21 protein-coding genes, 1 pseudogene and 1 riboswitch are annotated in these 25,063 nt (G+C 73.9%); of the genes and pseudogenes, 13 read left to right on the top strand and 9 right to left on the bottom strand.

The genetic code is table 11. The annotated features are described in order from the left end of the window. Nucleotides 1-16: 16 nt before the first annotated feature. The 3 genes from ACKUB9_RS21120 to ACKUB9_RS21110 form a co-directional block, all read right to left on the bottom strand. The gene (locus tag ACKUB9_RS21120) at nucleotides 17-967 is read right to left on the bottom strand and encodes a C1 family peptidase (protein ID WP_407526136.1); all 951 of its coding nucleotides are present in this window, start codon (nucleotides 965-967) and stop codon (nucleotides 17-19) included. Nucleotides 968-1,236: 269 nt separating this feature from the next. Then, the gene (locus tag ACKUB9_RS21115) at nucleotides 1,237-2,145 is read right to left on the bottom strand and encodes a DMT family transporter (RefSeq protein WP_407526133.1); all 909 of its coding nucleotides are present in this window, start codon (nucleotides 2,143-2,145) and stop codon (nucleotides 1,237-1,239) included. Further along, the gene (locus tag ACKUB9_RS21110) at nucleotides 2,142-3,092 is read right to left on the bottom strand and encodes an alpha/beta hydrolase (RefSeq protein WP_407526130.1); all 951 of its coding nucleotides are present in this window, start codon (nucleotides 3,090-3,092) and stop codon (nucleotides 2,142-2,144) included. The genes ACKUB9_RS21115 and ACKUB9_RS21110 overlap by 4 nt, the downstream gene beginning before the upstream one ends. A 250-nt stretch (nucleotides 3,093-3,342) precedes the next feature. On the opposite strand from ACKUB9_RS21110, the gene ACKUB9_RS21105 reads away from it, so the two are divergent. Genes ACKUB9_RS21105 through ACKUB9_RS21095 form a run of 3 tightly spaced genes read left to right on the top strand, consistent with a single transcriptional unit; the run spans nucleotide 3,343 to nucleotide 5,881 of the window. Then, complete coding sequence (locus ACKUB9_RS21105) at nucleotides 3,343-3,690, top strand: DUF6460 domain-containing protein (RefSeq protein WP_407526128.1); 348 nt, start codon at nucleotides 3,343-3,345, stop codon at nucleotides 3,688-3,690. Nucleotides 3,691-3,695: 5 nt separating this feature from the next. Then, nucleotides 3,696-5,057, top strand: a complete 1,362-nt coding sequence (locus tag ACKUB9_RS21100) for an MATE family efflux transporter (protein ID WP_407526125.1) — start codon at nucleotides 3,696-3,698, stop codon at nucleotides 5,055-5,057. After that, nucleotides 5,054-5,881, top strand: a complete 828-nt coding sequence (locus tag ACKUB9_RS21095) for a class I SAM-dependent methyltransferase (protein ID WP_407526122.1) — start codon at nucleotides 5,054-5,056, stop codon at nucleotides 5,879-5,881. The genes ACKUB9_RS21100 and ACKUB9_RS21095 overlap by 4 nt, the downstream gene beginning before the upstream one ends. 109 nt (nucleotides 5,882-5,990) lie before the next feature. On the opposite strand, the gene ACKUB9_RS21090 is transcribed toward ACKUB9_RS21095, so the two are convergent. Further along, the gene (locus tag ACKUB9_RS21090; protein ID WP_407526119.1) at nucleotides 5,991-7,070 is read right to left on the bottom strand and encodes a quinone-dependent dihydroorotate dehydrogenase; all 1,080 of its coding nucleotides are present in this window, start codon (nucleotides 7,068-7,070) and stop codon (nucleotides 5,991-5,993) included. A 6-nt stretch (nucleotides 7,071-7,076) separates the two neighbouring features. Beyond that, nucleotides 7,077-7,424: a DUF952 domain-containing protein gene (locus tag ACKUB9_RS21085; RefSeq protein WP_407526117.1), complete on the bottom strand. Its 348-nt coding sequence runs from the start codon at nucleotides 7,422-7,424 to the stop codon at nucleotides 7,077-7,079. Nucleotides 7,425-7,584: 160 nt separating this feature from the next. Between ACKUB9_RS21085 and ACKUB9_RS21080 the strand changes: the two genes are divergently transcribed. Beyond that, entirely contained in the window at nucleotides 7,585-8,208 is a 624-nt protein-coding gene (locus ACKUB9_RS21080) for a LexA family transcriptional regulator (protein ID WP_407526114.1), read from the top strand. Between the two features lie 16 nt (nucleotides 8,209-8,224). Here ACKUB9_RS21080 and ACKUB9_RS21075 read toward each other — a convergent pair whose 3' ends face one another. Both ACKUB9_RS21075 and ACKUB9_RS21070 read right to left on the bottom strand, forming a co-directional pair. Then, nucleotides 8,225-11,749, bottom strand: a complete 3,525-nt coding sequence (locus ACKUB9_RS21075) for a NahK/ErcS family hybrid sensor histidine kinase/response regulator (protein WP_407526112.1) — start codon at nucleotides 11,747-11,749, stop codon at nucleotides 8,225-8,227. A 62-nt stretch (nucleotides 11,750-11,811) separates the two neighbouring features. Further along, nucleotides 11,812-13,326 carry a cobyric acid synthase gene (locus ACKUB9_RS21070; RefSeq protein ID WP_407526110.1) on the bottom strand — a complete coding sequence of 505 codons (1,515 nt, stop codon included), beginning with the start codon at nucleotides 13,324-13,326 and terminating at the stop codon, nucleotides 11,812-11,814. Between the two features lie 231 nt (nucleotides 13,327-13,557). On the opposite strand from ACKUB9_RS21070, the gene ACKUB9_RS21065 reads away from it, so the two are divergent. Together ACKUB9_RS21065 and ACKUB9_RS21060 are read left to right on the top strand one after the other, a co-directional pair. Further along, nucleotides 13,558-14,436, top strand: a complete 879-nt coding sequence (locus tag ACKUB9_RS21065; protein ID WP_407526107.1) for an outer membrane protein — start codon at nucleotides 13,558-13,560, stop codon at nucleotides 14,434-14,436. A 315-nt stretch (nucleotides 14,437-14,751) separates the two neighbouring features. Beyond that, nucleotides 14,752-15,933 carry a GGDEF domain-containing protein gene (locus ACKUB9_RS21060; protein ID WP_407526104.1) on the top strand — a complete coding sequence of 394 codons (1,182 nt, stop codon included), beginning with the start codon at nucleotides 14,752-14,754 and terminating at the stop codon, nucleotides 15,931-15,933. A 46-nt stretch (nucleotides 15,934-15,979) separates the two neighbouring features. On the opposite strand, the gene cobO is transcribed toward ACKUB9_RS21060, so the two are convergent. After that, nucleotides 15,980-16,588, bottom strand: coding sequence for a cob(I)yrinic acid a,c-diamide adenosyltransferase (cobO, locus tag ACKUB9_RS21055; protein WP_407526101.1), 609 nt, complete (start codon nucleotides 16,586-16,588; stop codon nucleotides 15,980-15,982). Between the two features lie 2 nt (nucleotides 16,589-16,590). Beyond that, nucleotides 16,591-17,139 (bottom strand): bifunctional adenosylcobinamide kinase/adenosylcobinamide-phosphate guanylyltransferase, encoded by a 549-nt coding sequence (gene cobU, locus ACKUB9_RS21050; protein WP_407526099.1) that lies wholly within the window; start codon nucleotides 17,137-17,139, stop codon nucleotides 16,591-16,593. A 73-nt stretch (nucleotides 17,140-17,212) separates the two neighbouring features. Further along, nucleotides 17,213-17,409: riboswitch (cobalamin riboswitch) on the top strand. Nucleotides 17,410-17,440: 31 nt separating this feature from the next. Between cobU and ACKUB9_RS21045 the strand changes: the two genes are divergently transcribed. The 7 genes and pseudogenes from ACKUB9_RS21045 to ACKUB9_RS34440 form a co-directional block, all read left to right on the top strand. Then, nucleotides 17,441-17,617 (top strand): CbtB domain-containing protein, encoded by a 177-nt coding sequence (locus ACKUB9_RS21045; RefSeq protein ID WP_407526096.1) that lies wholly within the window; start codon nucleotides 17,441-17,443, stop codon nucleotides 17,615-17,617. A 40-nt stretch (nucleotides 17,618-17,657) separates the two neighbouring features. Then, a complete protein-coding gene (locus tag ACKUB9_RS21040) occupies nucleotides 17,658-18,389 on the top strand; it encodes a CbtA family protein (RefSeq protein ID WP_407526094.1) in 732 nt (243 codons plus the stop codon). After that, a complete protein-coding gene (locus ACKUB9_RS21035; protein ID WP_407526091.1) occupies nucleotides 18,386-18,757 on the top strand; it encodes a DUF1636 family protein in 372 nt (123 codons plus the stop codon). Before ACKUB9_RS21040 ends, ACKUB9_RS21035 begins: the two co-directional genes overlap by 4 nt. Continuing rightward, nucleotides 18,754-19,788, top strand: coding sequence for a cobalamin biosynthesis protein CobW (cobW, locus tag ACKUB9_RS21030; protein ID WP_407526088.1), 1,035 nt, complete (start codon nucleotides 18,754-18,756; stop codon nucleotides 19,786-19,788). The genes ACKUB9_RS21035 and cobW overlap by 4 nt, the downstream gene beginning before the upstream one ends. 76 nt (nucleotides 19,789-19,864) lie before the next feature. Then, nucleotides 19,865-20,461, top strand: a complete 597-nt coding sequence (locus ACKUB9_RS21025) for a Uma2 family endonuclease (protein WP_407526085.1) — start codon at nucleotides 19,865-19,867, stop codon at nucleotides 20,459-20,461. Continuing rightward, nucleotides 20,461-24,009 (top strand): cobaltochelatase subunit CobN, encoded by a 3,549-nt coding sequence (gene cobN / locus ACKUB9_RS21020; protein WP_407526082.1) that lies wholly within the window; start codon nucleotides 20,461-20,463, stop codon nucleotides 24,007-24,009. Before ACKUB9_RS21025 ends, cobN begins: the two co-directional genes overlap by 1 nt. Continuing rightward, a pseudogene (locus ACKUB9_RS34440) lies at nucleotides 24,006-24,437 on the top strand (ferredoxin-like domain-containing protein); the annotation flags it as partial. The gene cobN and the pseudogene ACKUB9_RS34440, both read left to right, overlap by 4 nt. Between the last annotated feature and the right edge of the window lie 626 nt (nucleotides 24,438-25,063).

Raw genomic sequence — 25,063 nt, 5'->3', positions numbered from 1 at the left:
GTCACGTCATGCATTGTCACGTCTTGGGCTTGGTCTTGTTGGGCTTGGTCTTGTTGGGCTTGGGTTTGCGCCGGCGCGGAGCGGTGAGGGCCTTCGGTCTCTCCTCGGCGACGGTGAGGTTCAGGATCTCGATGTCGGGATCGTAGAACAGCACCTTGGAGTCGATGCTGCACTGGCCGTACGAGATCCGGAAGAAGCCGTTCTCGCCCCAGCCCTCGCCCCAGCTGTTCTTGCCGATCCAGCATTGTTCATCGTCGTCGTAGCCGATGATCGCGACGGCGTGCCATCCGAGGAACTCACCGAGCACGCTCTCGTAAGTGCCGCTCTGGTAAGTCATGAAATCCTCGAAGACCTGCATCCCGCCGATGACGGGCCCACGCTGCAAGGCGCGCTTGCGGGCCGTCCTCGATGCATTCTCGGTCCACGATTTGACCTTCATGAATGGAGAAATTTTTCGACATGCCTGGTTACCGGGCGTGTAGGGGAAATCCTGCTCCAAGCCGATTCCGGTCTTCTGCGCGAAGGCGAGCGCCTCTTCATAGATCCAGCCGCGCCCACAGGCATTGTCGACGCCGCAATAGAACAAGTGTGCCTCGGACAGATCGAAGTCCTGGCCCGGCTGCGACGACGCGAGCAGGTAGCGTGCTTCCAGAACCGCATTCGTCGCGAAAGCCACGCAGGCACCGCAGGTCGACTGATCGCGGATCGGCGTCACGTAGTTCTTGCCGTTGACCTTGCGCCAATCCAGCCGCGGCGGCAGCGGAACGAAGGCGAACAGGTTCGGCTCGTTCTGTCGCGCCGTCCGAACCACCTCCTTGGCCGCCTGAGGATCGAACGCCAACCCGAATCGCTGGCTCGCCTCGGCGATGCTGCCGAAGTAGCGGCTCATCGAGGTCTGCCCCGCCGTCCAGGCCGCTCCCGACCGCGACACGGCTTGGTTGATCGCGCTGAAGTCCGGTTCTGCCATGAGGTCGCCTCCTCATTCTGGCACAGCCGAAACACAACCGCCTTACTACTTCAACGATAATTTTCACGACTTGCGCGACAGCGGCTCCGCAGATCCGTTCGGCACAGGCGAACCTGTCGGCGGCAGGTATCGAACCGATTGGAGGCGGCGCATCTCCCGGACATGAAGCGAATACGATTCCTCATCAGATCAGAAGCCGGCTTGCGGAGGTCGCGCCGGTCAACGATGGGAGGGACATCGCACTGCGATTGCGAGCGGACCGCCCTGTCTCAGCCGCGCCACCGCTCCGCGATGAAGATCCCGCCGAGCACCAGCGCCAGGGCGGCTCCGTCGGTGAGGCCGAACGGCTCGCCCACGAGGGCGACCGCCAGGATCACTCCGAAGATCGGCACGAGGTTCACGAACAGGCCCGCGCGGTTCGGGCCGATGATCTCGACGCCGCGCATGAAGCAGAGCTGGGAGGCGAGCGAGGGGCCGAGCGCCACGAACAGGATGATCGCCCAGCCGGTCGCGCTCGGCCACAAGAGCCGCCCGGCGGCCCATTCGGCGCCCATCAGCGGCAGCGAGGTCAGCCAGGCGGCGAGCGCCATGGCGGAGAAGAAGGTGAGGCCCGACACGGCCGGGCGATCGGCCAGCGCCACCGTATAGCCGGCGTAGAACAGGCAGGCGATCAGCATGAGCCCGTCGCCGGGATTGAACGCGAAGGAGCGCAGCACGCCCCAATCCCCGTGCGATGCCGCCACCATCACGCCCGCGAGCGTGACCGCAACGCCGAGCGCCTGCCCGAGGCTCACGCGCGTGCCGCGCACCAGCCGGTTGCAGAGGATCACAAGGACCGGGATCGACCCCTGGAACAGGACGATGTTGACGGTGCTCGTGTGGCTGGCCGCCGCATAGAAGAGGCCGTTGAAGGCGGTGTAGCCGCAGCCGCCCATCAGCAGCACGCGGCGCCAATGCGGGACGAGGAGCGGCCACTCGCGGGCGATCCGGCGGCCGGCCACGAGGGCGAGCAGCGCGCAGGCGAAGGCCCAGCGCAGGGTGGTGAGCGCCTGGGGCGAGACCTCGCCCACCGCCCACTTGCTCGCCACCGCGTTCCCGGCCCAGAGCCACGCCGTGACGGTGAGGTACCCGTAGGCCGCGCGCGCCGGCCGGGCGGCTCCGCCGCCCGGGTCCGTCATGCCAGCGCCATCAGGAAGCGCTCGCTCAGCTCCAGCGCCCGCTCGGTCATGGCGAGGGGGTAGCGGATGAAGACGTGGCAGCCGCCCGTGTACACCGCCGTGTAGCCGCCGTTGTTGGCCGCCGCCCAGCGCATCGACATGAACAGCGTGTCGTCGAGGAGCGGATCGCGGGTGCCGACCGAGAAAAGGGCCGGCGGCAGGCCCGTCAGGTCGGCGTAGAGGGGCGAGACATCGGGGGAGCGGCGCGGCACGCCCTCCGGCACGAAGCCGTCGGCGAAGCGGCGCACGTCGGTCGAGTTGAGCACGAGGCGCTCCTCGCCCCAGTTGCGGGCGCTCGCCGTCACGCCGAGGTCGTAGAGGCCCGAGAAGAGGTTCGCGCCCCGGAAGGCCTTCGGCAGATTGTGCCGGTCGCGCAGGCGCAGGAGCGTCATCACGCTCAGATGCGCCCCCACCGACTCGCCGCCGATCGTCAGCGCCTCGACGCCGAACAGCCTGCGGCCCTCGCCGTGCAGCCAGAGGGCGGCGGCCTCGCAATCGTCGATCGGGGCCGGGTAGGGGTGCTCCGGCGCGAGGCGGTACTCCACCGTGACGCAGACGAAGCCGCAGCGGTCGGCGATCCGCTCCAGCCACGGGTCCTGCTCGTCGGCCCCGCCCCAGATCCAGCCGCCGCTGTGGATGTGCAGGTAGGCCCCGCGCGCCTTGCGCACCGGCCGGATCACCCGCAGGGCCAGCGGCCCGCCCGGCCCCGGGATCGTGAGGGTCTCGGCCCGGGGGCTGTGCGGCATGGCCGGGAGTTCGGGGCTGCCCTCGCGGCGGCGCGCGCGCACCTCCTCGACGGGCAGCGACCACGGATCGGGCGCGCGCGCCTGCGCGGCGATGATCTCCCGGTTGAGCCGCTCGGCATCCGGGTCGGTCCTGGCGGGATCGAAGAGGGCGTGGTCGATCATGCTCCGGTCTCGTCGGCGCCCGGGCTGGTCCGGGCGGTCGCCTTGGGTCCAATGCGCGGGCGGGGGTCTCGGGTGAGAAATTTTTGCGCGCGCCATCCTGCGGACGGCACGCGAGCTTGCCATCTTTACGACGCGGCGCGAGGCCACGTAACGCGCCGAATGCGCATTTTGCGCGCCAGTGTGTGCGGTGCGCCGCAGCCGGCAGCCGTCCGGCGCGCCGGGTGCCCTGCCGATCCAGCGCGAGGAGCCGATGAGCGACCCGAGATACTCCATGCCCCCCGGCAGGCCGCACGATCCCCAGGGCGGCTACGAGGCGCGCGGCGCCCGCCGGGCCGGCACGGGCCTGCGCCGCTTCCTCGGCGGCTCGCCCGGCACGGTGCTGGTGAAGCTCGTCTTCCTGTCGCTCCTCGTCGGGGCCGGCATGGCGATGCTCGGCATCACGCCGCACGCTCTCTACCGGCACGCCTTCGAGACCGTGCGGGCGCTCGCCGATCTCGGCTTCTCCACCTTCCACGATGCCGGGGCGTGGCTCCTCGCCGGCGCCGTGGTGGTGGTGCCGCTGTGGTTCCTCTCGCGCCTCCTCGCGGGCGGGCGCTAGACGCGATGGGGCCGCGCTCCGCCGCCCCGGCGGTGACGAACCGCCGGGTGCTGGCGCTCGCCCTGCCGATGACGCTCGCCAACGTGACGACGCCCCTGCTCGGCATCGTCGGGGCGGCGGCGATCGGCCGGCTCGGCGACGCGGCCCTGCTCGGGGCGCTGGCGCTCGGCGCCGTGATCTTCGACTACCTCTTCTGGACCTTCGGCTCGCTGCGCATGGCGACCGCGGGCCTCACCGCGCAGGCGACCGGGGCGGGCGACGCCGCCGAGGTCGACCGGGCGCTCGCCCGCGCGCTCGCGGTGGCGCTGGCGGTGGGGATGCTCCTCGTCGGGCTGCAGGCGCCGCTCGGGGCCGCCGCCTTCGCGCTCGCCGGCGCGAGCCCCGCCGTCACCGCGGCGCTCTCGACCTATTTCGGCATCCGCATCTTCGCCGCGCCGTTCACCCTGGCGAACTACGCGGTGCTCGGCTCCACGCTCGGGCGCGGGCGCACCGATCTCGGCCTCGCGCTGCAGGTCGCCATGAACCTCGCCAACATCGCCCTGACGGCCGGGTTCGTGCTCGGCCTCGATCTCGGGGTGGCGGGCGCCGCGCTCGCCGCCTTGCTGGCGGAAGGATTCGGCGTCGGCCTCGGCCTCCTGGTGCTGCGCCGCCTCGGCGCCCGGCCCTGGCGGGTCGCACGCGCCGAGGTGCTGGAGCGCGCCGGGCTCGTGCGGATGCTGGCGGTCAACGGCGACGTGATGGTGCGCACCGTGGCGCTGATCGTCGCGCTCGGCACCTTCTCGGCGCTCGGCGCCCGGGCCGGGGACCTGATGCTCGCGGCGAACGCGGTGCTGCAAAATCTCTTCCTCGTCGGCAGCTTCTTCCTCGACGGCTTCGCCACCGCGGCCGAGGTGCTGTGCGGGCAGGCGCTCGGCGCCCGCGACGAGGCGACGTTCCGGCGCGCGGTGCGCTACGCGGTGGCGTGGTGCATGGGCTTCGGCCTCGCGGTCTCGGTGCTCTTCCTCCTCGGCGGCGAGCACTTCATCGATGCGATCACCACCAACCCGGAGGTGCGCGCGACCGCCCGCCAGTTCCTGCCCTTCGCGGCCCTCACCCCGCTCGTCGCCGCCTGCGCCTTCGCGTTCGACGGCATCTACATCGGGGCGACTTGGACCCGGGCGATGCGCAACCTGATGCTCGCGGCGCTCGCCGCCTACCTCGCGGTGCTGGTCGCGGTGCACGGCCTCGGCAATACGGGCCTGTGGCTGGCGATCCTGGTGTTTCTCGGCGCCCGGGGCCTGGGGCAGGCGCTGCTCTACCCGCGGCTCGTGCGCGCGGCTTTTCCGCAGGCGCGCCTCGGCGCCCCGGCGGCCGGGGCGGCGCGGTGAGCGGGGTGATTCCCCTGCAGCCCCCGCCCGCGCCGGAAAGCGTCTTCGTCGCGCCCCGGACCGTGACGGACCTCGCCGCGTGCCACTTCACCCACGCGGTCGACCTGCCCGGCCACGGGTCCGTGGCGGCGCCCTGGGACCTGCGCGCGACGTGGCGGGCCTACATCGGGGAGGTCGATGTCGCGGGCAAGCGCGTCCTCGACGTCGGGACCGGCAGCGGCTTCCTCAGCTTCGCGATGGAGCGGGCCGGCGCCCGCGTGACCTCGCTGCCCCTCGACCGGGGCGCGTGCTGGGATATCGTGCCCTTCCCGGGCGTGGTGCGCAGCCTCGTCGACCCGTCGCTGGAGGATCACCACCGGCGGATCGCCGACGCCTACTGGTTCAGCCACGCGGCCCTCGGCTCGCGGGCGCGCGTCGTGCAGGGCTCGCCCTACGCGATCCCGCGGGCGGTCGCGCCGCTCGACGTCGCGGTGTTCGCCACCGCCTTGATGCGGCTGCGCGATCCGTTCCGGGCGCTGCACGCCGCCGCCCAGCTCACGCGCGAGAGCCTCGTCGTCACCGAGTTCCTGCCGCGGCGCTTCCATCTCCTGCGCTACCTGCCGGGCCGGCTGGCGCGCGGGATGTACCTCGTGCCGCGGGCCGACGCGCGTGCCCGGTTCGGGACGTGGTGGGTGGTCGCGCCCGAGACCGTGCGGGAGTTCCTGCGCATCCTCGGCTTCGGCGAGACGCGGGTGAGCCTCCACCGCCAGCGCGCGGCGGACGGCTGGCACCGCTTCTACACGGTGGTCGGCCGGCGCACGGAGCCGACCAACCCGGACCTTTAGAGCATTGTCCGACGAAGTGGATGCCGGTTCGTCGCAGACAATGCGGCACAATCAAAAACCTAGAGCAGGCTTCACGTTTCAACCTGATCGAAGCCTGCTCTAGGCGGGATCAGGCCGAGCGCGCGAGGTCGGCGGCGTCCCGGCCGACGAGGCGGGCGAGCGGCGCGCCCTCGCGCCGCAGGCGCTCCGCCAGCCCCGCCTTGATCTCCCCCACCAGCCCCGGCCCGGCGTAGACCAGGGCCGAGTAGAGCTGCACGAGGCTGGCGCCGGCCCGGATCTTGGTCCAGGCGGCCTCGGCCGAATCGATCCCGCCGACCCCGACGAGCGGCAGCCGCGCGCCGACGCGCAGGAAAGCCTCGGCCAGGAGCCGGGTCGAGGGCGAGAACAGCGGACGGCCCGAGAGGCCGCCGGTCTCGCGCGCGAGCGCCGTCTCGGCGAGGCTCGCGGGCCGGGCCACCGTGGTGTTCGAGACCACGAGCGCATCGACCCCGCGCCGCAGCGCCGTCGCCGCGATGGCGTCGAGCGCGTCGAGACCGATATCGGGGGCGATCTTGAGGAGGACGGCGGCGCGGCGGGGCGCGGCGGCCGCATCGCGCGCCTCCACCACGCGGGCCAGGAGATCGTCGAGGAAGGCCTCGCCCTGGAGGTCGCGCAGGCCCGGGGTGTTGGGCGAGGAGACGTTCACGGTCACGAAATCGACGAGGCCCGCCAGCGCCCGGGTGCAGGCGACGTAATCTGCGATCCGGTCCTGCGAATCCTTGTTCGCCCCGATATTGGCGCCGACGAGGCCCGGCCGGCCGCTTCGGGCGGCGAGGCGCGCGCTCACCACGGGCAGCCCGTCGCTGTTGAGGCCGAAGCGGTTGATCACCGCCCGGTCGGCGGCGAGGCGGAAGACCCGCGGGCGCGGGTTGCCGGGCTGGGGCCGCGGCACCACGCCGCCGACCTCGACGAAGCCGAAGCCGAGCGAGAGGAGCGCGTCCGGCACCTCCGCCCCCTTGTCGAATCCGGCCGCGAGGCCGACCGGGTTGGGGAAGCGCCGGCCGAGCACCTCCACGGCCAGCGCGGGATCGTCCGCGGGGGGCGCCGCGGCGGGCAGGAGGGCGAGCCCCCGGATGGTGAGCCGGTGCGCCGTCTCGGCGTCGAGGGCGTGGAGGAGCGGGCGGGCGAGGGGGAAGAGCTGGGCGAGCACGGCGGGTCAGGCGTCGAGGGAGGCGGGGAATGCATGGGCGCCGTCGGGGCCGAGCGGGAGCGGGACGACCTCGCGCACCGCCCCCATCGGCAGCGGGCCGTAGAGGTGGGGAAACAGCGCGCCGCCCCGGGAGGGCTCGTAGCGCAGGGCCGCGCCGAGCGCCTCCGCCTCCACCGCCACCAGCACGAGGTCGCGGGCGCCGGCGAAGTGCTTGGCCGCCGTCTCGCGCACCTGCGCGGCGGTGGAGAAGTGGATGAACCCGTCCGCGAGGTCCACCGGCGCGCCGAGGAAGTGCCCGGCGGCCTCGGCCTCCCGCCACGCCTGCGCGGAGGCGATCTTGTAGACCAGCGTCATCGGCGTGCTCCGGCATTCGGTCGAGGCCGGCGGCATACCGGCCCGGGACCGCGGCCGCAACGGCGTTGCCATTCCGCTGACCTGCGGTAAAGTTCAGGTCCGGAGCCTGTCGTGCGGTATCGTTCCGGCGATCGGGGCTCCGCCGGCGGATCTTCCGGCCATGCTGTCACACGAGCGGATCTGGTCGGCCATCGATCACTTGGCGCACCGGCACGGGTTGACCGCCTCGGGCCTCGCGCGGCGCGCCGGGCTCGACGCCACGAGCTTCAACCGCTCCAAGCGGGTGGCGCCGGACGGGCGCAAGCGCTGGCCCTCGACCGAGTCGCTGGCCAAGATCCTGGCCGCCACGGGGGCGAGCCTCGACGAGTTCGTGCACTTGGTCGATCCCCAGGCGGTGGCGGCGCGCGGGATGCTGCCGCTGATCCGCAGCCGCGAGGCGGTGAGCTGGATCGGGCCGGACGGCCTCCCGGCCGGGGCGGAGCGGGAGGAGATGGATTTTCCCGATCTCGGCGCACAGCGCTGCTTCGCCATCGAGATTCAGGACGGGGGCCTGCGCCCGCACTACCGCGACGGCGACGTGCTGGTGGTCTGCGCCGGGGCGAGCCTGCGCCGGGGCGACAGGGTGGTGGCCTGCCTCGACGGCGGCGGGCTCGTCGCCGCCAACCTGAAGCGCCGCACCGCCCGGGCCGCCGAACTGGCGCCGATCGCCCCGGGCGAGCCGGAGCGCATCATCCCGGCGGCCGAGATCCGCTGGATGGCCCGCGTGATGTGGGTGCGGCACTGAGCGGGCGAGAAAATCCTCACTCCGCCGCCACCCGCGTGGCGCGCCACTGCGTCAGCAGCGCCCGCAGGGCGGCGGGCTTGAGGGGCTTGGCGAGGACGTGGACGCGCTGGGCCTGCGCGGTCTCGCGCACCGGCGGCGAGCGGTCGGCGGTGAGGAGCACCGCCGGGATGTCGGCGGCGAGCGCGGCCCGCAGGGAGGCGATCAGGTCGAGGCCGTTGCCCTCGTCGAGGTGGTAATCGGCCACCAAGACGTCCGGGCGCAGGCCCTCGCCGAGCACCCGGCTCACCGCCTCGCCGAAGGAGCCGGCCGTGTGCACGGCGCAGCCCCAGCTCGACAGGAGCCGCGCCATGCCGCCGACGATGGCGGGCTCGTTGTCGATGCACAGGACCGCCAGCCCGGCGAGCGGCACGGCGGGTGGGCGGGGGGCCTCGCCCGCCGCCTCGGCCACAGGCCGGACCGGGACGAGCGGCACCGCGACCGAGAAGACCGAGCCGCGGCCCGGCTGCGAGGCGAGGGCGACCGGATGATCGAGGAGGCGCGCGGCGCGCTCCACGATCGACAGGCCGAGGCCGAGCCCCCGGGCCACCTTGGCGCCCTGGTCGAGGCGCTGGAACTCCTGGAAGACCAGCTTCTGCTTCGAGGCCGGGATGCCGAGCCCGGTGTCGCAGACCATCAGCACGAGCTGGTCCTGCCTGCGCCGCGCCCCCACCAGGATCCGGCCCGAGGGCGTGTACTTGATGGCGTTCGACACGAGGTTCTGGAGCAGCCGCCGCAGCAGCGGGCGGTCCGAGCGGATCGCCAGCGAGCAGGGCATCACCGTCAGGACGAGGCCCTTCTCCCGCGCCATCGGCTCGAACTCGCGGCGGATCTGGCGCAGCAGCTCCGTGACGCCGAAGTTCGAGAAGTGCGGCTTGAGGGCGCCGGTATCGAGGCGCGAGATGTCGAGGAGGGTGGTGAGGATCTCCTCCACCGCGTCCAGGGAGGCGTCGACGTTCTCGGCGAGCGTCGGGTCGCCCGCGCGGTCGCGCTCGACGAGGGCGGTGGCGTAGAGGCGCGCGGCGTTGAGCGGCTGGAGGATGTCGTGGCTCGCCGCCGCCAGGAAGCGCGTCTTGCCCGCATTGGCCTCGTCGGCCTCGGCCTTGGCGCGGGTCAGCGCCTGGTTGAGGCGGGTCAGCTCCTCGGTCCGCTCCCGCACCCGGCGCTCCAGCTCCTCGTTGAGGCGCGTGCGCGCCTCCTCGGCGGCGACCGCGTCGGTGACGTCCGTGTAGGTCGCCACCACGCCGCCGTTCGGCAGGGAATTGGCGCGGATCTCGATGACCCGGCCGCGGGGATGCAGGCGCAGGCGCCGCGGCCCGCTCTCCTCCCGGAAGGCGGCGATGCGCTCGCGCACGAGGTCGTCCGGGTCGCGCTCCCCGTAGGCGCCGCGGGCGGCGTTGAAGCGCACGATCTCGTCCAGCGTGGTGCCGGTGCGGATCATCTCCGGGGGCAGGTCGTAGAGGTCCGCGAAGGCGCGGTTCCAGGCGATCAGCGTCATGTCCCGGTCGAAGACCGTGATGCCCTGGCCCGCGTGGTCGAGCCCCTGCTGGAGGAGGTCGCGGCGGTACTGGAAGGCCGCCGAGGCGTCGTCGAGGAGCCGCAGCGCCGCCCGGGGCGAGACGTTGCGCCGCCCGAGCAGCAGCGAGAGCGCGAGCCGGGCCGAGGCCGCGCCGATCGCCGAGGCCAGCAGGTGCTCGGCGTGGCGCAGCTCCGGCAGGCCCGCCACCGCGTCGGGGCGTAGCGCAGGACGCCCGCTGCGGGCCGCGAATTCCTCGAGCGCGCGGGCCGCCCGCTCCTCGCCGAGGAAGCGGGCGACCGCGGCGCGCAGTTCCGCCACCGTGAGCGTGCTGCCGGTGAGCCGGAAGCTCGGGGCGCCGGCGCCCACCTCGTGGCCGAAGGCCTCCGCCTGCAGCCGTTCGATGGCGCTGGGCTGGCGCACCAGCGAGAAGGCGACGTAGGCGAGCGTGTTGAGCCCGAGGCTCCAGAGCGTGCCGTGCACGAGGCGCGGCAGGTCGTCGACGCCCATCAGCGCGGTGGGACTCAGCGCCGCGATGCCGAAGGGGCCGTCGGTCATGAGGCTCGTGCCCCAGGCGCCGCCCGCCTCGGTGATCAGGCTCGGCAGGAGCAGCGTGTAGACCCAGACCGCGGTGCCGGCGACGAGCCCGGCCACCGCGCCGAGCCCGGTGCCGCGCCGCCACAGCAGGCCGCCCACGAAGGCGGGGGCGATCTGCGCCACCGCCGCGAAGGAGAGCAGGCCCATCGAGGCCAGGGCCGCGGTGCCGGCGATCCGCGAATAGGCGTAGGCCGCCAGCACGACGACCACGATCGCCACCCGGCGCACCGCCAGGACCACGCCGCCGAGATGCGAGGCGCCGTTGCCCCCCGGGCGGCGGCGCAGCACCACCGGGATCACGAGGTGGTTCGAGATCATGATGGCGACCGCCACCGATTCCACGATCACCATCGCGGTGGCGGCCGAGAGGCCGCCCACGAAGGCGACGAGCGCGACCCCGTCCGCCCGCTCCGACAGGGGCAGGGCGAGCACGGTCATGTCGCGGGCGAGCGCCCCGTCCCGGAACAGCGCGAGGCCCGCCACCGCGAGCGGGACCACGAACAGGTTGATGAGCACGAGGTAGAGCGGGAAGGTCCAGGCCGCGCGGCCGACATCCTCCACCGCCCGGTTCTCCACCACCGCCATGTGGAACTGGCGCGGCAGCAGCAGCACCGCGCAGGCGGCGAGCAGCGTCTGGACGAGGAGCGTGGCGGGGCCGGAGGTCTCCTGCGCCAGGGCGACGGAGCCGGCGAGGAGCGCCTCGGGCGTGAGCAGCGGCGCGTCGCGCAGCACCCAGCCGACCACGAAGCCACCCACCACCAGGAAGGCCAGGAGCTTGACGAGGGATTCGAGGGCGATCGCCAGGGTGAGCCCGTCCTGGTGCTCGGTGGCGTCGGCGTGCCGGGTGCCGAAGGCCACCGCGAAGCCCGCCAGCACGAGCGCGGTGACGAGGCCGAGATCGCCCGCCAGCGCGGAGGAGAGCCCGCCGGTGCTCCCCTCGGTGGCCTGGAGGAAGACCTGCAGCGAGGCGGCCACCGCCCGCAATTGCAGGGCGATGTAGGGGATCGCCCCCACGATCGCGATCAGGCAGACGAGGGCGGCGATGCGCTCGCTCTTGCCGTAGCGGGCGGCCACGAAGTCGGCGATGGAGGTGGAGTTCTGGGCCTTGGCCACCCGCACCACCTGCGCGACGAGGCGGTGCCCGAAGCCGATCACCAGGATCGGCCCGACGTAGATGGTCAGGAAGTCCAGGCCCGAATGGCTGGCAAGCCCCACCGAGCCGAAGAAGGTCCAGGAGGTGCAGTAGACGGCGAGCGAGAGCGCGTAGATGGTCGGGCGCACCCGCTCGTCGCGCATCAGCCGGCGCCCGGACACGTCGCCCCAATGCGCCACCGCGAACAGGGCGCAGATGTAGAGGAGCGCCGTCAGCACCACCACCCAGCCCGCGATCATCGGCGCCGTCCGCCCTCCAGGCCGGGCCGATCCGCCCGGGTTTGTTCAGGGATGCCGGAGTTTTAGCCCGAACCGGACGGCGGCGCCATCGCGGCGCCGGAGGCGCCGTCCGGGCCCGCGCCCGCGCGGGCGATGGCGAGCAGCCGGTCGCACGCCACGTGGCGCTCCAGATGGTCGGCCAAGCGGTCGAGCACCGCCTCGATCCCCGCCTCGTAGGCCTCCGCGCCGGGCGCGGCCCCCAGGCGCGCGAGCCACAGCGCCCGCTGGCGGTCGTCCGCGAACAGGCCGTGCACGTAGGTGCCGCAGACCCGCCCGTCGGGCGAGACGGCCCCGTCCGGGCGTCCGTCCGCGAGGCGCAGGAGTGGGCGGGCCGCGTCCGGTCCCGCGGTCTCGCCGAGATGCATCTCGTAGCCGGAGAAGGGCGTGCCCTCCGGCAGGCTGGTGCCGGTCACCGCCGCGAGGCGCTTCTCCGGCGTCAGCACGGTGGCGACGTCGAGGAGGCCGAGGCCCTCGACCGTGCCAGCCGCGCCCTCGATGCCGTGCGGGTCGGACAGGTGCCTGCCGAGCATCTGGTAGCCGCCGCAGAGCCCGAGCACCCGGCCGCCGCGGCGCACATGCGCCTTGAGGTCGATGTCCCAGCCCTGGGCGCGCAGGAAGAGCAGGTCCGGGATCGTGGTCTTCGAGCCGGGCAGGAGCACGAGGTCGGCCGCGGCCGGCAGCGGCGTGCCGGGCTCCACCAGCACCACGCTCACCCCCGGCTCCGCCCGTAGCGGATCGAGGTCGTCGAAATTGGCGATCCGCGGCAGCACCGGCACCGCCACCACGCGCCCGCCCGGCCGCTCGGCGCCGCGCAGGCCCAGCACGTCCTCGGCGGGCAGCCGCGCGGCCTCGGGGAAGTGCGGCACGAGGCCTAAGCCCGGCCAGCCGGTGCGCGCCGCGATCAGGGCCATGCCGTCCGCGAACAGGCTCGCGTCGCCGCGGAAGCGGTTGACGAGGAAGCCGCGCACCAGCGCGGCATCCTCCGGGTCCAGCACCGCGCGGGTCCCCACGAGGCTCGCGATCACGCCGCCGCGGTCGATGTCGCCGAGGAGCACCACCGGCGTGCGGCTCGCGCGGGCGAACCCCATGTTGGCGATGTCGCCGGCCCGCAGGTTGACCTCCGAGGCCGAGCCCGCGCCCTCGACCAGCACGAGATCGGCCTCGGCGGAGAGCCGCGCGAAGCTGTCGAGGACGGCGCCCATCAGGCGCGGCTTCCAGGCCTGGTACTCCCGCGCCCGGGCGGTGCCGGCCATCCGGCCCTGCACCACCACCTGCGCGCCCACCTCGCTCTGCGGCTTGAGCAGCACCGGGTTCATGTGCACGCAGGGCGCGACGCCCGCCGCCCGCGCCTGGAGGGCCTGCGCACGCCCGATCTCGCCCCCGTCCGGGGTGACGGCGGCGTTGTTCGACATGTTCTGCGGCTTGAACGGCCGCACGCGCAGCCCGCGCCGGGCGAAGACCCGGGCGAGGCCGGCGACGATCAGCGACTTGCCGACGTCCGAGCCGGTGCCCTGGATCATCAGGGCGCGGGGGATCATCCGCGGCGCATCGCGACGGCCGCAGGGGAGGCGGCCGGCCGTTCCGTGTCTCGCTGCAGGGTCATGAGGTTTCCCGCCGGATCGGGCCCATCCCGGCGCCCGATGCTTAGCACTGCACGCGATGGGTGCAACTGCCGCAGATTGGGCCGGATAGTGGCAAAGCTGCCATAGGAGAGACCCAAGCGTTGCGGTAGTTTCCGGCCATCACGCCGTCGCAACAGGCAGGCCCCGATGTTCAGGACCCTCGCTCTCACCGGTGCCGCCACGGCACTCCTCGCCGGGACGGCGCTCGCCGCCGACCTGCCTGTCCGTGCCGCCCCGCCGGTGTTCACGCCGGTGCCGGTCTTCACCTGGACGGGCTTCTACGCCGGCCTTCACACCGACTACTTCTTCACCGACCGGCAGCGCATCACCACGCGCGGCAACGACGTCGCCCCCACCAACACCATCGCCAACGTCGCCACTGGCCGGCGCGCCCCGGTGGTCTTCAACGAGACCGACGGCTTCGCCAACATCGGCGGCGGCTTCGGCTACAATTACCAGTTCACGCCGGGCGGCGGCCTCGTGGTCGGCGCCCAGGCCGACTGGGCCTGGACCGACCTGAGCAAGCGGACCGTCTACTTCTCGGCCCTCAACGATCCCAGCCTCTACCGGCAGAACCTCGACTGGCTGGGCACGGTGACGGGCCGGGTCGGCTGGGCCTTCGACCGCTTCCTCGTCTACGGAATGGGCGGCTTCGCCTACGGCAACGTGGAGTATCAGGCGGCCTTCTTCAGCAACGGGCCGGGCAACCCGCTCGCCTATGCGGGCCGCTTCAACGACCTGCAGACCGGCTTCGCCTACGGCGGCGGCGTCGAGTACGCGATCCCGGCCGACAGTTTCCTGGCCCGGTTCAACGTGCTGGGCCTGCTGGGCTTCCAGACCTCCTCGGTCACCCTCAAGGCCGAGTACCTGCACTACGATCTCGGCAGCCGGAACGTGATCGTGAACAACGTCGGGCTCGTGGTGCCCCCGCCGGCCGCCAACCCGCGCGGGTCCTACACCTCGCGCTTCACCACCGAGGGCAACCTCGTGCGCGTGGGCTTCACCTACAAGTTCGGCGGCCTCTGAGCGCCTCGCGGCGAGACGGCGGAGGCCTCGGAGATCCGGGGCCTCGACCGACCCGCAGCACCATCTTTCCCATCTCATCGGGGCCGGACGGCAGGGCTGTCCGGCCCCGATCTCGTTCGCGCCGCGACCGATGAGCCGCAATAACGGCCGCGCGACCACCCGGGATCGCGGCCGGCCCGCGTATCCGCCGAGATGCGCGACGGGCCGCCGGTCCCGCCGAACAATTCAAGCCTTCCGGTTTGACCCCGATCAATCGTTTGATAACTGAGGACGATCAGATTCCGCAGTGATCGATCCTTGGACGATACCGCCGCGATGGGCCTCACAGCCGCCGAACTCCACGGAACAGCCCCGGCGGCGCGCCTCGACTGGCTCCTGCGATTCGACCCGCGGGTCGCCGAGCGGCATGAGGCGGAGCACGGACGGGATCGCGTCGCGGCCCTGCGCCAGACCATCCTGATCGGCCTGATCCTCTACAACGCGTACAACCTCACCAGCATCATCCTGATGCCGGACATCCTGGCCTGGTCGGTGGCGGCGCGCCTGCTCGTCGTCAGCCCCATCGCGTTGCTGGTCGCGTGGCTCGTCGGCCGCGTCGGTCCGGCCTGGCGCGAGACGATCGCCCTCATCGGGATCATCGATGCATTCCTGATCCCGGTCCTGCTGTTCTGGCTCACGGACGCGCCCCTCGGCGCCTACACGTTCGGCGAGTTCACGCTGACTCTCTTCTACGGCAACATGCTGCTCGCCCTTCGCTTTCCCCAGGCGGTCGTCTTCACGGCCGTGGCCTTCGCGAGCGCCGCGCTGGCGGCCGCGACGAAGGCCGGCCTCGATCCCGGCCTGCGCGGCGCCTTCGTGCTCCAGATCGCCACCGGCTGCCTGTTCAGCCTCTACGCCAACCACCGGATGGAGCGACGCCGCTGCCGCGACTACCTCACGGCGCTCGCGGCGCGCCTCGACTCGGAGGCCGCGGAGGCGGCGCGCCGGCGCTACCAGGACCTGTCGCGCACCGACGCCCTGACCGGGCTGCCCAACCGGCGCTCCCTCGACAGCACCCTCGGGCGCTGGTTCGCCGACGACCGGTCCGCCGCCCTGATGATGATCGACATCGACCACTTCAAGCTGTTCAACGACACGCTGGGCCACCCGGCCGGCGACGATTGCCTGTGCCGGGTCTCGGCGCTGTTCGCGGGGTTCGCCCCGGGTCCCGACACGCTGTTCGCCCGCTTCGGCGGGGAGGAGTTCATCTTCGCGGTGCGGGACGCCGATGCGCCGGAGGCCGCCCGCCTCGCGGCCGGCCTCGTGCAGGCCGTGGAGGCGCTCGGCCTTCCCCATCCGAGCCGCTCGGACGGGGTGGGCGTGGTGACCATCAGCGTCGGCATCGCCCTCAAGCCGGCGGGATCCGGCTCCCCCCGGGAGGCGATCTTCGCGGCGGCCGACCGCGCGCTCTACCAAGCCAAGTGCCGGGGACGGAACCGCTACGCCTTCGACGGCTGACGCGAGAAGCGCCTCGCGCCGATCCGGCGAGGGAAGGGCGGGAGGATCAGAACTCGATCCCCTCCTGGGCCTTCACGCCCGCCGCGAAGTGGTGCTTGACGACGGCCATCTCGGTGACGAGGTCGGCCGCGGCGATCAGCTCCGGCTTGGCGTTGCGGCCCGTGACCACGACGTGGAGATCGGGCCGGCGGGCGCTCAGCGCCGCCACCACCGCGTCGAGCGGCAGGTAGTCGTAGCGCAGCGCGATGTTGAGCTCGTCGAGGATCAGCAGGCGGATGGTGGGATCGTCCATCAGCCGCCGGGCCTGCGCCCAGGCGGCCTCGGCCGCCGCCACGTCGCGGGCGCGGTCCTGCGTCTCCCAGGTGAAGCCCTCGCCCATCGTGTGCCACGCCACCTGATCGCCGAAGCGGTCGAGGGCGAAGCGTTCGCCGGTCTCCCAGGCGCCCTTGATGAACTGCACGACGCCGACGCGCCAGCCGCGGCCGAGCGCCCGCAGCATCAGCCCGAAGGCCGCCGTCGACTTGCCCTTGCCGGGGCCGGTATGGACGATGAGCAGGCCCTTCTCGACCGTCTTGCCCGCCACCTCCGCGTCCTGCACGGCCTTGCGCTTGGCCATCTTGGCGCGGTGGCGCGCGGCCTCCTCGTCGGTCTCCATTCTCACTCTCCCTTCACGACGAGGGGCAGCCCCGCCACGGTGAGCACCACCCGGTCGGCCAGCGCCGCGAGGCGCTGGTGCAGCCGCCCGGTCTCGTCGCGGAAGCGCCGGGCGAGCGCGTTGTCCGGCACGATGCCGAGGCCGACCTCGTTCGAGACCAGCACCAGCGGGCCGGGATGGCGTGCGCAGGCCTCGACCAGGGCGGCGGTCTCGGCGGCCAGACCGGCCTCTGAGCGGTCGGCCTCGGCCAGCAGGGCGTTGGTGAGCCACAGGGTCAGGCAATCCACCAGCACCGGCCGGCCGGGCTCCGTACCGTCCAGCACTCCGGCGAGGTCGCGCGGCGCCTCCCGGGTCTCCCAGCCGCCGGATCGCCGGGCGCGGTGCTGGGCGATGCGCGCCCGCATCTCGTCGTCCCAGGCCTGCGCCGTCGCGACGTAGAGCCAGGGCGGGGGCAGCGCCTCGATCAGGCGTTCCGCGTAGGCGCTCTTGCCCGAGCGGGCGCCCCCGAGCACCAGGGTGAGCCGCGGCGTTCCCGATCCGTCCTGCGCCACCACCTGCCCCTCAAGTCCAGCCCCGAAACCCTCTCGGGCGGCCGGGCGCGGATTGCAAGCCCGGGTCCTTGTCGCTACGGTCGCGCCCGACGGTGCCTCGGCGACGAGGTGAAAAGGGAACGCGGGACGGAGATCCGCTCCGGGAGCCGCGGCTGCCCCCGCAACTGTGAGCGGCGCGCGCCCGCCTTCGGCCACTGGAGCGATCCGGGAAGGCGGTGGGATGCGAAGAACGCCGCGAGCCAGGAGACCTGCCGTCACCCGCATCCTCTCGACGCCGCCGGCGGGGCGGCAGGAGTTCGTCATGGTCGCCATCACCCGTACCCTCTCCCCCGCGCTCGCCGGCGAGCGGCTGACCGCGGTGCTCGTCGCCGGCTTCCTCGGCCTGGGCCTGCTCTTCGTGTCCGGGTTCTCGCCGGCCGCCGCGCTCCACAACGCGGCCCACGACTGGCGCCACGCCCACAACTTCCCCTGCCACTGACGCCGGGCCGGGCCTCCCGGCTCCCCGCAGGGTTCCCATCATGACGATCCGATTGCTGTCGGCGGCCCTGGTCGCCGGCTTCCTCGCCGCTTGCGTGGCCTCGGGGCTGCAATTCGCCCTGACCTCGCCGCTGATCCTGCGGGCCGAGCGCTACGAGCAGGGCAGCGCCCCGCACGCGCAGGCGGCACCGCTGATCATCCTGGCCCATTCCGGCCATTCCTCCGCCGAGGCCGCGCCCGCGGCGGAGGCGTGGCAGCCCGGCCCCGGCCTGCCGCGCCTCGCCTTCACGGCGCTCGCCACGCTGGTGAGCGGCGTCGGCTACGCGCTCCTCCTCGGCGCGATCCTGGTCGCGGACGGGCGGCGGATCACGCCGGGCGAGGGCCTGCGCTTCGCGGTGGGGGGCTTCCTCGCCGCGAGCCTCGCGCCCGCCATCGGCCTGCCGCCGGAACTGCCCGGCATGGGCGGCGAGGCGCTGGAGCTGCGCCAGGCATGGTGGCTCGCCACCGCGCTGGCGACCGGCGCGGGGCTCTACCTCCTGGCGACCCGCCGCGGGGTCTTCGCCGCCGCGCTCGCCCTCGTGCTGATCGTGGCGCCGCACCTCTGGGGGGCGCCGCATGCCGGGGAGGGCGGCGGCGCGCTGCCGGCCGCGATGGCGGCGCAGTTCGCCGCCCGCTCCCTCGCGGTGTCCTTCGCGTTCTGGGCCGTGCTCGGACTCGCCTTCGGCTGGGCCTGGGAGGCGGTGGCGCGCGGCCGGGCGGGAGCCGCCGCATGAGCCTCACCCTCTACGTCTGCACCACCTGCCGGGCCGCCGGCGACGACCCGGACGGCCCCCGCGCGGGCGCCCGGCTCCTCGACGCGCTCACCGCGGCCCTGGCGGAGCGCGGCGCGCCCGTCGCGGTCGAGGCCGTCGAGTGCCTGTCCGTCTGCAAGCGGCCCTGCACGGTGGCGGTCGCCTCGCCGGGGCGCTGGACCTACGTGTACGGCGACCTCGATCCTTTGAGCGCCGCCGACACCATCCTCGACGGGCTCGCGCGCTACGCCGCGACGCCGGACGGCCTCGTGCCCTGGCGCGAGCGCCCCGAGGCCTTCCGCAAGGGCGTCGTCGCCCGCATCCCTCCCGCCCCGGTCAGGTCCGCATGACGATCCTCCAAAAAATTCCCTGCACGATCGTCACGGGCTTCCTCGGGGCCGGCAAGACGACGCTGGTGCGCCACGTGGTCGAGCACAACGACGGACGGCGCCTCGCGATCATCGTCAACGAGTTCGGCGATGTCGGCTTCGACGGCTCGCTGCTGGCCTCCTGCGGGGTGCCGGGCTGCGACGAGGACGCGGTGGTGGAGCTGCCGAACGGCTGCATCTGCTGCACCGTGGCGGACGATTTCGTGCCGGCCCTCAACCGCCTGCTCGACCGCCCCGAGCCGCCCGAGCACATCCTGATCGAGACCTCCGGCCTCGCACTGCCGAAACCCCTCGTCCAGGCCTTCAACTGGCCGGCGATCCGCTCGCGGGTGACGGTGGACGGCGTGGTGGCGGTGGTGGACGGACCGGCCGTGGCCGCGGGCGCCTTCGCGGACGATCCCGAGGCGCTGGCGGCCCAGCGCGCCGCGGACCAATCGGTCGACCACGACAACCCGCTGGAGGAGGTTTTCGAGGACCAGCTCCTCTGCGCCGACCTCGTGGTGATGAACAAGGGCGACCTCCTCGACGCCGAGAGCCGCGCCCGCGTGCGGGCCGAGGTGGAGGCCCAGCTGCCGCGGGCCGTGAAGGTCGTCGAGACGGCCCACGGCGCCATCGACCCGCGAATTCTGCTCGGCCTCAACGCGGGCGCCGAGAGCGACCTCGCCTCCCGGCCCTCGCATCACGAGACGGAAGACGACCACGACCACGACGATTTCGAGAGCGCGGCGGTGCCGGTGCGGGCGGCCGGCTCGCCCGACGACCTCGCGGCCCGGGTGGCGCGGGCGGCGGAGGTGCCGGGGGTGCTGCGCATCAAGGGGTTCTGCGCCGTGGCCGACAAGCCGATGCGCCTCGTGGTCCAGGGCGTCGGCCGGCGCGTGGCGCACCATTACGACCGTCCCTGGCGGCCGGGCGAGCACCGCGACGGGCGCCTCGTGGTGATCGGCCTCAAGGGTTTCGACCGGGATGCGGTCACGGCGGCCCTGACGGGTTAGGATCACGGGAGCGCGGGGGGCGCGACGCCCGCCGCCGGAGTCCCGGGGCACCGCCCCGGGCCTTGAGGAGGGCATGATGCCGGAGCCCGCGGCGCGGCGCTGGACCGTGCAGGAGTTCTTCGCCTGGCAGGAGCGCCAGGAGGCGCGCTACGAACTCGTGGGCGGGGAGCCGGTGCGCCTGATGGCAGGTGTCTGCCACGTCCACGACGACATCGTGGTGAACCTGCTGGCCGAGTTCCGCACCCGCCTGCGCGGCGGGCCGTGCCGCCCCTTCACCGGCGACGGCAGCATCGAGACGCTGCCCGGCCAGATCCGCCGGCCGGACCTCGGCCTGGATTGCGGCGCGCGCGACCCGAACGGGCTGACGGCCGCCGAGCCCCGCCTGGTGGTCGAGGTGCTGTCGCCGAGCACGCGCGATTTCGACACCTTCGACAAGGTCGGCGAGTACAAGACCGTGGCCTCCCTGGCGCACATCCTCCTCGTCGAGCCGAACGCCCCCGAGATCGCCGTCTGGTCGCGCGGCGCGGACGGGGCGTGGGCGCGGCGGCTGGTGGCGGGGCTGGAGGAGACGGTCGATCTGCCCGAGTTCGGCATGGGGCTGGCGCTGCGCGACGTCTACGACGGCGTCGTCTTTCCACCCCGGCCGCGCCTCGTGCCCGGGTCCGACGCCTGATGCATCTCCTGCGGGTCGATACGGTCTCCCTCGACGAGGGCGAGGCGGCGGTGGATCTGGGCCAGACGCCCGGCGACGTCGTGGCCCTGTCCTTCACCGATTCGGACCTCGCCGGGCTGGCCTTCGCGCAGGCCGAGGAGAGCCGCGCAACCGCGATGCCGAGCCTGCGGCTGGCCAAGCTCGCGGGCCTGCGCCATCCGCTGTCGGTCGACCTCTACGCGGACAAGGTGGTGGCGCGGGCGCGGTTCGTCCTCGTGCGCTGCCTCGGCGGGCTCGATTACTGGCGCTACGGCATCGAGCGCGTGGCCGAGATCTGCCGCGCGGGCGGCATCCCGCTCGCGGTGCTGCCCGGCGACGACCGGCCCGATCCGCGGCTCGACGCCCAAGGCACCGTCGCGCCGGACCTGCGCGCGGATCTCGACGGCTATTTCCGGGCCGGCGGGCCGGAGAACCTGCGCCGCCTGCTGCGCCGCATCGCCGCCGAACTCGGCCACCCGGTCACGGCGGAGCCGCCCCAGGCGCTGCCGCGCGGCTTCGTCTGGTGCCCGGGTTGCGGGGTGTCCGATGTGGAGCGGGTGCCCACGCCACTCGCGCGCTGGAATGGCGAACACGGGACCCCCTCTCCCGTGCGGGAGAGGGGTAGGGGTGAGGGTCCCGGGAGGGTGCAGCAAGCGGACGCGACGCTGCCGCTACCAGCACGATGGGTCGTGGATCAGCCTGATCCCTTCCGCTCCCCTCACCACGCTCCCCGCTTCACTGCGGCTCCACCTGGACCCTCACCCCTGCCCCTCTCCCGCACGGGAGAGGGGTTCCCCGCGCCACACCCCCCCGGCGGCCGCGCCCTCGTCCTCGTCTACCGCTCGGCGATCCTGGGCGGCGACACGGCGCCTGCCGCAGCGCTGGCGGCCGCCCTGCACGAGCAGGGGCTGGCCCCCGTGATCGTGGCCGTAGCGAGCCTCAAGGACCCGGAGGCGGTCGCGGTCGTGCGGGCGGTGATCGCCGCCCATCCGCCGGACGTGATCGTGGCCGCCACCGCTTTTTCGGCGCGGGACGATGCGGGCTTCGTGCTCGACGCGGCCGATTGCCCGGTGATCCAGGCCTTCACGGTGGGCGCGCCGCGGGCCGCCTGGGCGGCCTCGGCCCGGGGCCTGGGCGCCGCAGACCTCGCCATGCAGGTGGCGCTGCCGGAATTCGACGGCCGGCTGTCCGGCTTCCCGGTCTCCTTCAAGGAGGAGGTGCGCGCGCGCGACGGCTTCGCCGAGCGCAGGGCCGTGCCGGATTTCGCCGGCATCGCCGCCACCGCCGCGCGCGCCGCCGCCTGGGTCCGGCTCGCCCGCACGCCGAGATCCGAGCGCCGCCTCGCTCTCGTCCTCTCCGACTACCCGGCCCGCGGCGGGCGGGCGGGGTTCGCGGTCGGGCTCGACACGCCCGCGAGCGCGGTCGCGATCCTCGATCACCTCGCCGCGGAAGGGTTTTCGGTGTCGGGCATCCCGACCGGCGACGCGCTGATGCGCGCGCTGACGGCCGGCGAGGCGGATTTTGCGGTGCCGCTCGACGCCTACCGGGCGTGGCTCGGCGGGCAGCCCGCCGCGATCCGCGACGCGCTGGCCGCGCGCTGGGGGGCGCCGGAGGAGGAGCCGGGCTTACGCGACGGCGCCTTCCGGTTCCGCGCCGTGCGGGCCGGCCGCGTGCTGGTCGCGCTCCAGCCGGACCGGGGCCGGGCCGGCGACGACGGCGCGCGCAAGGCCGGCTACCACGACCCCGACGCGGTGCCGACGCACGCCTACCTCGCCTTCTACCTCGGCCTGCGCACGGGGTGCGACGCGCTCGTGCATCTGGGCACCCACGGCACCACCGAGTGGCTGCCCGGCAAGGCGGTGGCGCCCTCCGCCCTGTGCTGGCCGGCGCTGGCGGTGGGGGCGCTGCCGGTGATCTACCCGTTCATCGTCGACGATCCCGGCGAAGCGGCGCCGGCCAAGCGCCGGCTCGGCGCCGTGACGGTGGGCCACCTGACGCCCGAGACCGCCGCCGCCGGGCTCGACCCGAACGCGGGCGCCCTGCGCGACCTCGTGGAGGAGTACGCGGCCGCCACCGTGCTCGACCCGCGCCGGGCCGGGCTGATCGCCGAGGGCATCCTCGACCGGGCCGACGAGGCGGGGCTGCTCGCGGCGGCGGGCATCGACCGCGCGACGCCGCTGGAGGACGCGCTGACCGCGCTCGACGCGCATCTGTGCGACCTCGCCGAGGTGACGATCCGCGACGGCCTGCACGTGTTCGGGCAGGCACCGGCGGCGCACGCTGCCTGCGGGGCGGGCGAGCGGGCGGGGCTGCTGGCGGCCCTCGACGGGCGCTTCGTGGCGCCCGGCCCGGCGGGCTCGCCCGCGCGCGGCCGCGCCGACGTGCTGCCCACCGGCCGCAACCTCGCGACCCTCGACCCGCGGGCCCTGCCGACCCGGGCCGCGAGCCTGCTCGGCGAGAAGGCGGCGGCCGAGGTGGTGCGGCGCTACCTGCAGGACGAGGGCGAATATCCGGCCCGGATCGTCATGGACCTGTGGGCCTCGCCGACCCTGCGCACCGGGGGCGAGGACCTCGCCCACGCCCTGGCGCTGATGGGCGTGCGCCCGACCTGGGACCATGCCTCGACGCGGGTGACGGGGTTCGAGGTGCTGCCGCTCGCGCTCCTCGACCGGCCGCGCATCGACGTGACGGTGCGGGTCTCGGGCGCCTTCCGCGACACCTTTCCGGAGGCGATGGCCCTCCTCGACCACGCCGCCCGCGCGGTGGCGGCGCGCGAGGAGGAGGATGCGGACAACCCGCTCGCCGCCGCCCGCCGCCGGGGCGAGGCGATCGTGCGGGTCTACGGCGCCGCTCCCGGCCGCTACGGGGCCGGGGCGGGGAACCTCGCCCTCGACGGGGCCTGGAGCGAGCGGGCCGATCTCGCCCGCGCCTACCTAGCCGCGACCGCCGCGGCCGTGGGGGAAGGGGGTTCGGGGGAGGGCGACTCCGAGACGGGCGACTTCGCGGCGCGGGTCGCGGGGGCGGACGCCTTCGTGCACGCCTTCGACGTGGCGGAGCGCGACCTCCTCGACGGCGACGCGGCGGCGGACGCGCTCGGCGGTTTCGCGGCGGCGGCCTCTCTGGCCGGAGCGGCGCCCGCCCTCTACAGCCTCGACGTCAGCCGGCCGGAGGCGCCCCGCGCCCGCACGGTCGCCGAGGACGTGGCCCGGCTGGTGCGGGGCCGGCTCGCCCATCCGCGCTGGATCGCCGCGCAATTGCGCCACGGCTGGCGCGGCGCGCAGGAGCTGGCGCAGGGGCTCGACGCGGTCTTCGTGCTCGCCGCGACCACGGACGCGGTGAGCGGCGCCGATCTCGACCGGCTCTACGGCGCCACCGTGGGCGATCCCGCGGTGTTCGAGCAGGTGGAGGCCGCCAATCCGGCGGTCGCCCGGGCGATCCTCGACCGCTTCGAGGATCTGCGCCGCCGCGGCCTGTGGCGGAGCCGGCGCAACTCGCTCGCGGCTCTCGACGCCCGGGAGGCGGCCGAATGAATCCCGCCCCGCGCCGCGGCTGGTGCCCCGGCCTCGCCCGGCCGATGCCGACCGGGGACGGGCTCCTCGTGCGCGTGCATCCGCCGGCCGGCCTGCTCGACGCCGCCCAGGCCCGCGCGGTGGCCGAGGCGGCCCGTCTCGGCAACGGCCTCATCGACGTCACGGCCCGCGCCAACCTGCAGATCCGCGGCGTGACCGAGGGGACGCACGGCCGGATCGCCGCGCGCCTCACGCAGGCCGGTCTCGGGGACGTGCGGGCGGATGGCGGGCCGCAGCGCCTCACCCTCGCCTCGCCGCTGGCGACGCTCGACCCGGCGCTGATGGCGCTCGTGGCGGCGATCGAGGCGGCGGGCCTGGCGGTGCCGGGGCTGCCCGCGAAGGCGCTGGTGGCGGTGGAGGGGTGGGGGCTCGGGGCCGTGGAGGCAGATATTCGGGTTCGGGTGATCGCGCCGCCCGGCCTCCCGACCGACGGTCGTTCGGACGGGCAGCGCGTGATCCCCTCTCCCGTGCGGGAGAGGGGTAGGCGATCGGAGATCGCGCGTGAGGGTCCCGGGAGGGAGCCGCAAGGACCCGGAACGCTGCCGCTACCAGCACTGACGTGGTCGGCTGATGCTGAACAGTCCCGCTCCCCTCACGACACACTGAGATCCACTGCGGCACCCTCCCGGGACCCTCATCCCTGCCCTTCTCCCGCACGGGAGAAGGGTTCCCCGCGCTCCGTGCTTGAACCTGACTCGCTCCGTTCCCCTCACCACGCTCCGTGTTTCACTGCGGCTCCACCTGGACCCTCACGCGGGATCTTCGATCCCCTGCCCCTCTCCCGCACGGGAAAAGGGTTCCCCGCGCGAGCAGGATGGGTGTGTGCGCTCGCGTCTCCCGGCGGTCCGCTCTGGACGGCATCGGCGGCGGGCGCCTCGCTCACGGACGCCCTCGCGGTGCTGCTGCGCGGCTTCGCGGAGTCGGGCGCGCGGCGCCTGCGCGACCTCGGCGAGGGCGCGCGCGCCGACCTCCTGGCGGCGGCCGGTCTCGCGCCCGCCGCCGCCCCGCCGCCAGA

It is taken from the genome of Methylobacterium oryzisoli, from assembly GCF_046557895.1.
Classification (GTDB): Bacteria; Pseudomonadota; Alphaproteobacteria; order Rhizobiales; family Beijerinckiaceae; genus Methylobacterium; species Methylobacterium oryzisoli.
This window is presented reverse-complemented; position numbering and strand designations above follow the sequence as displayed.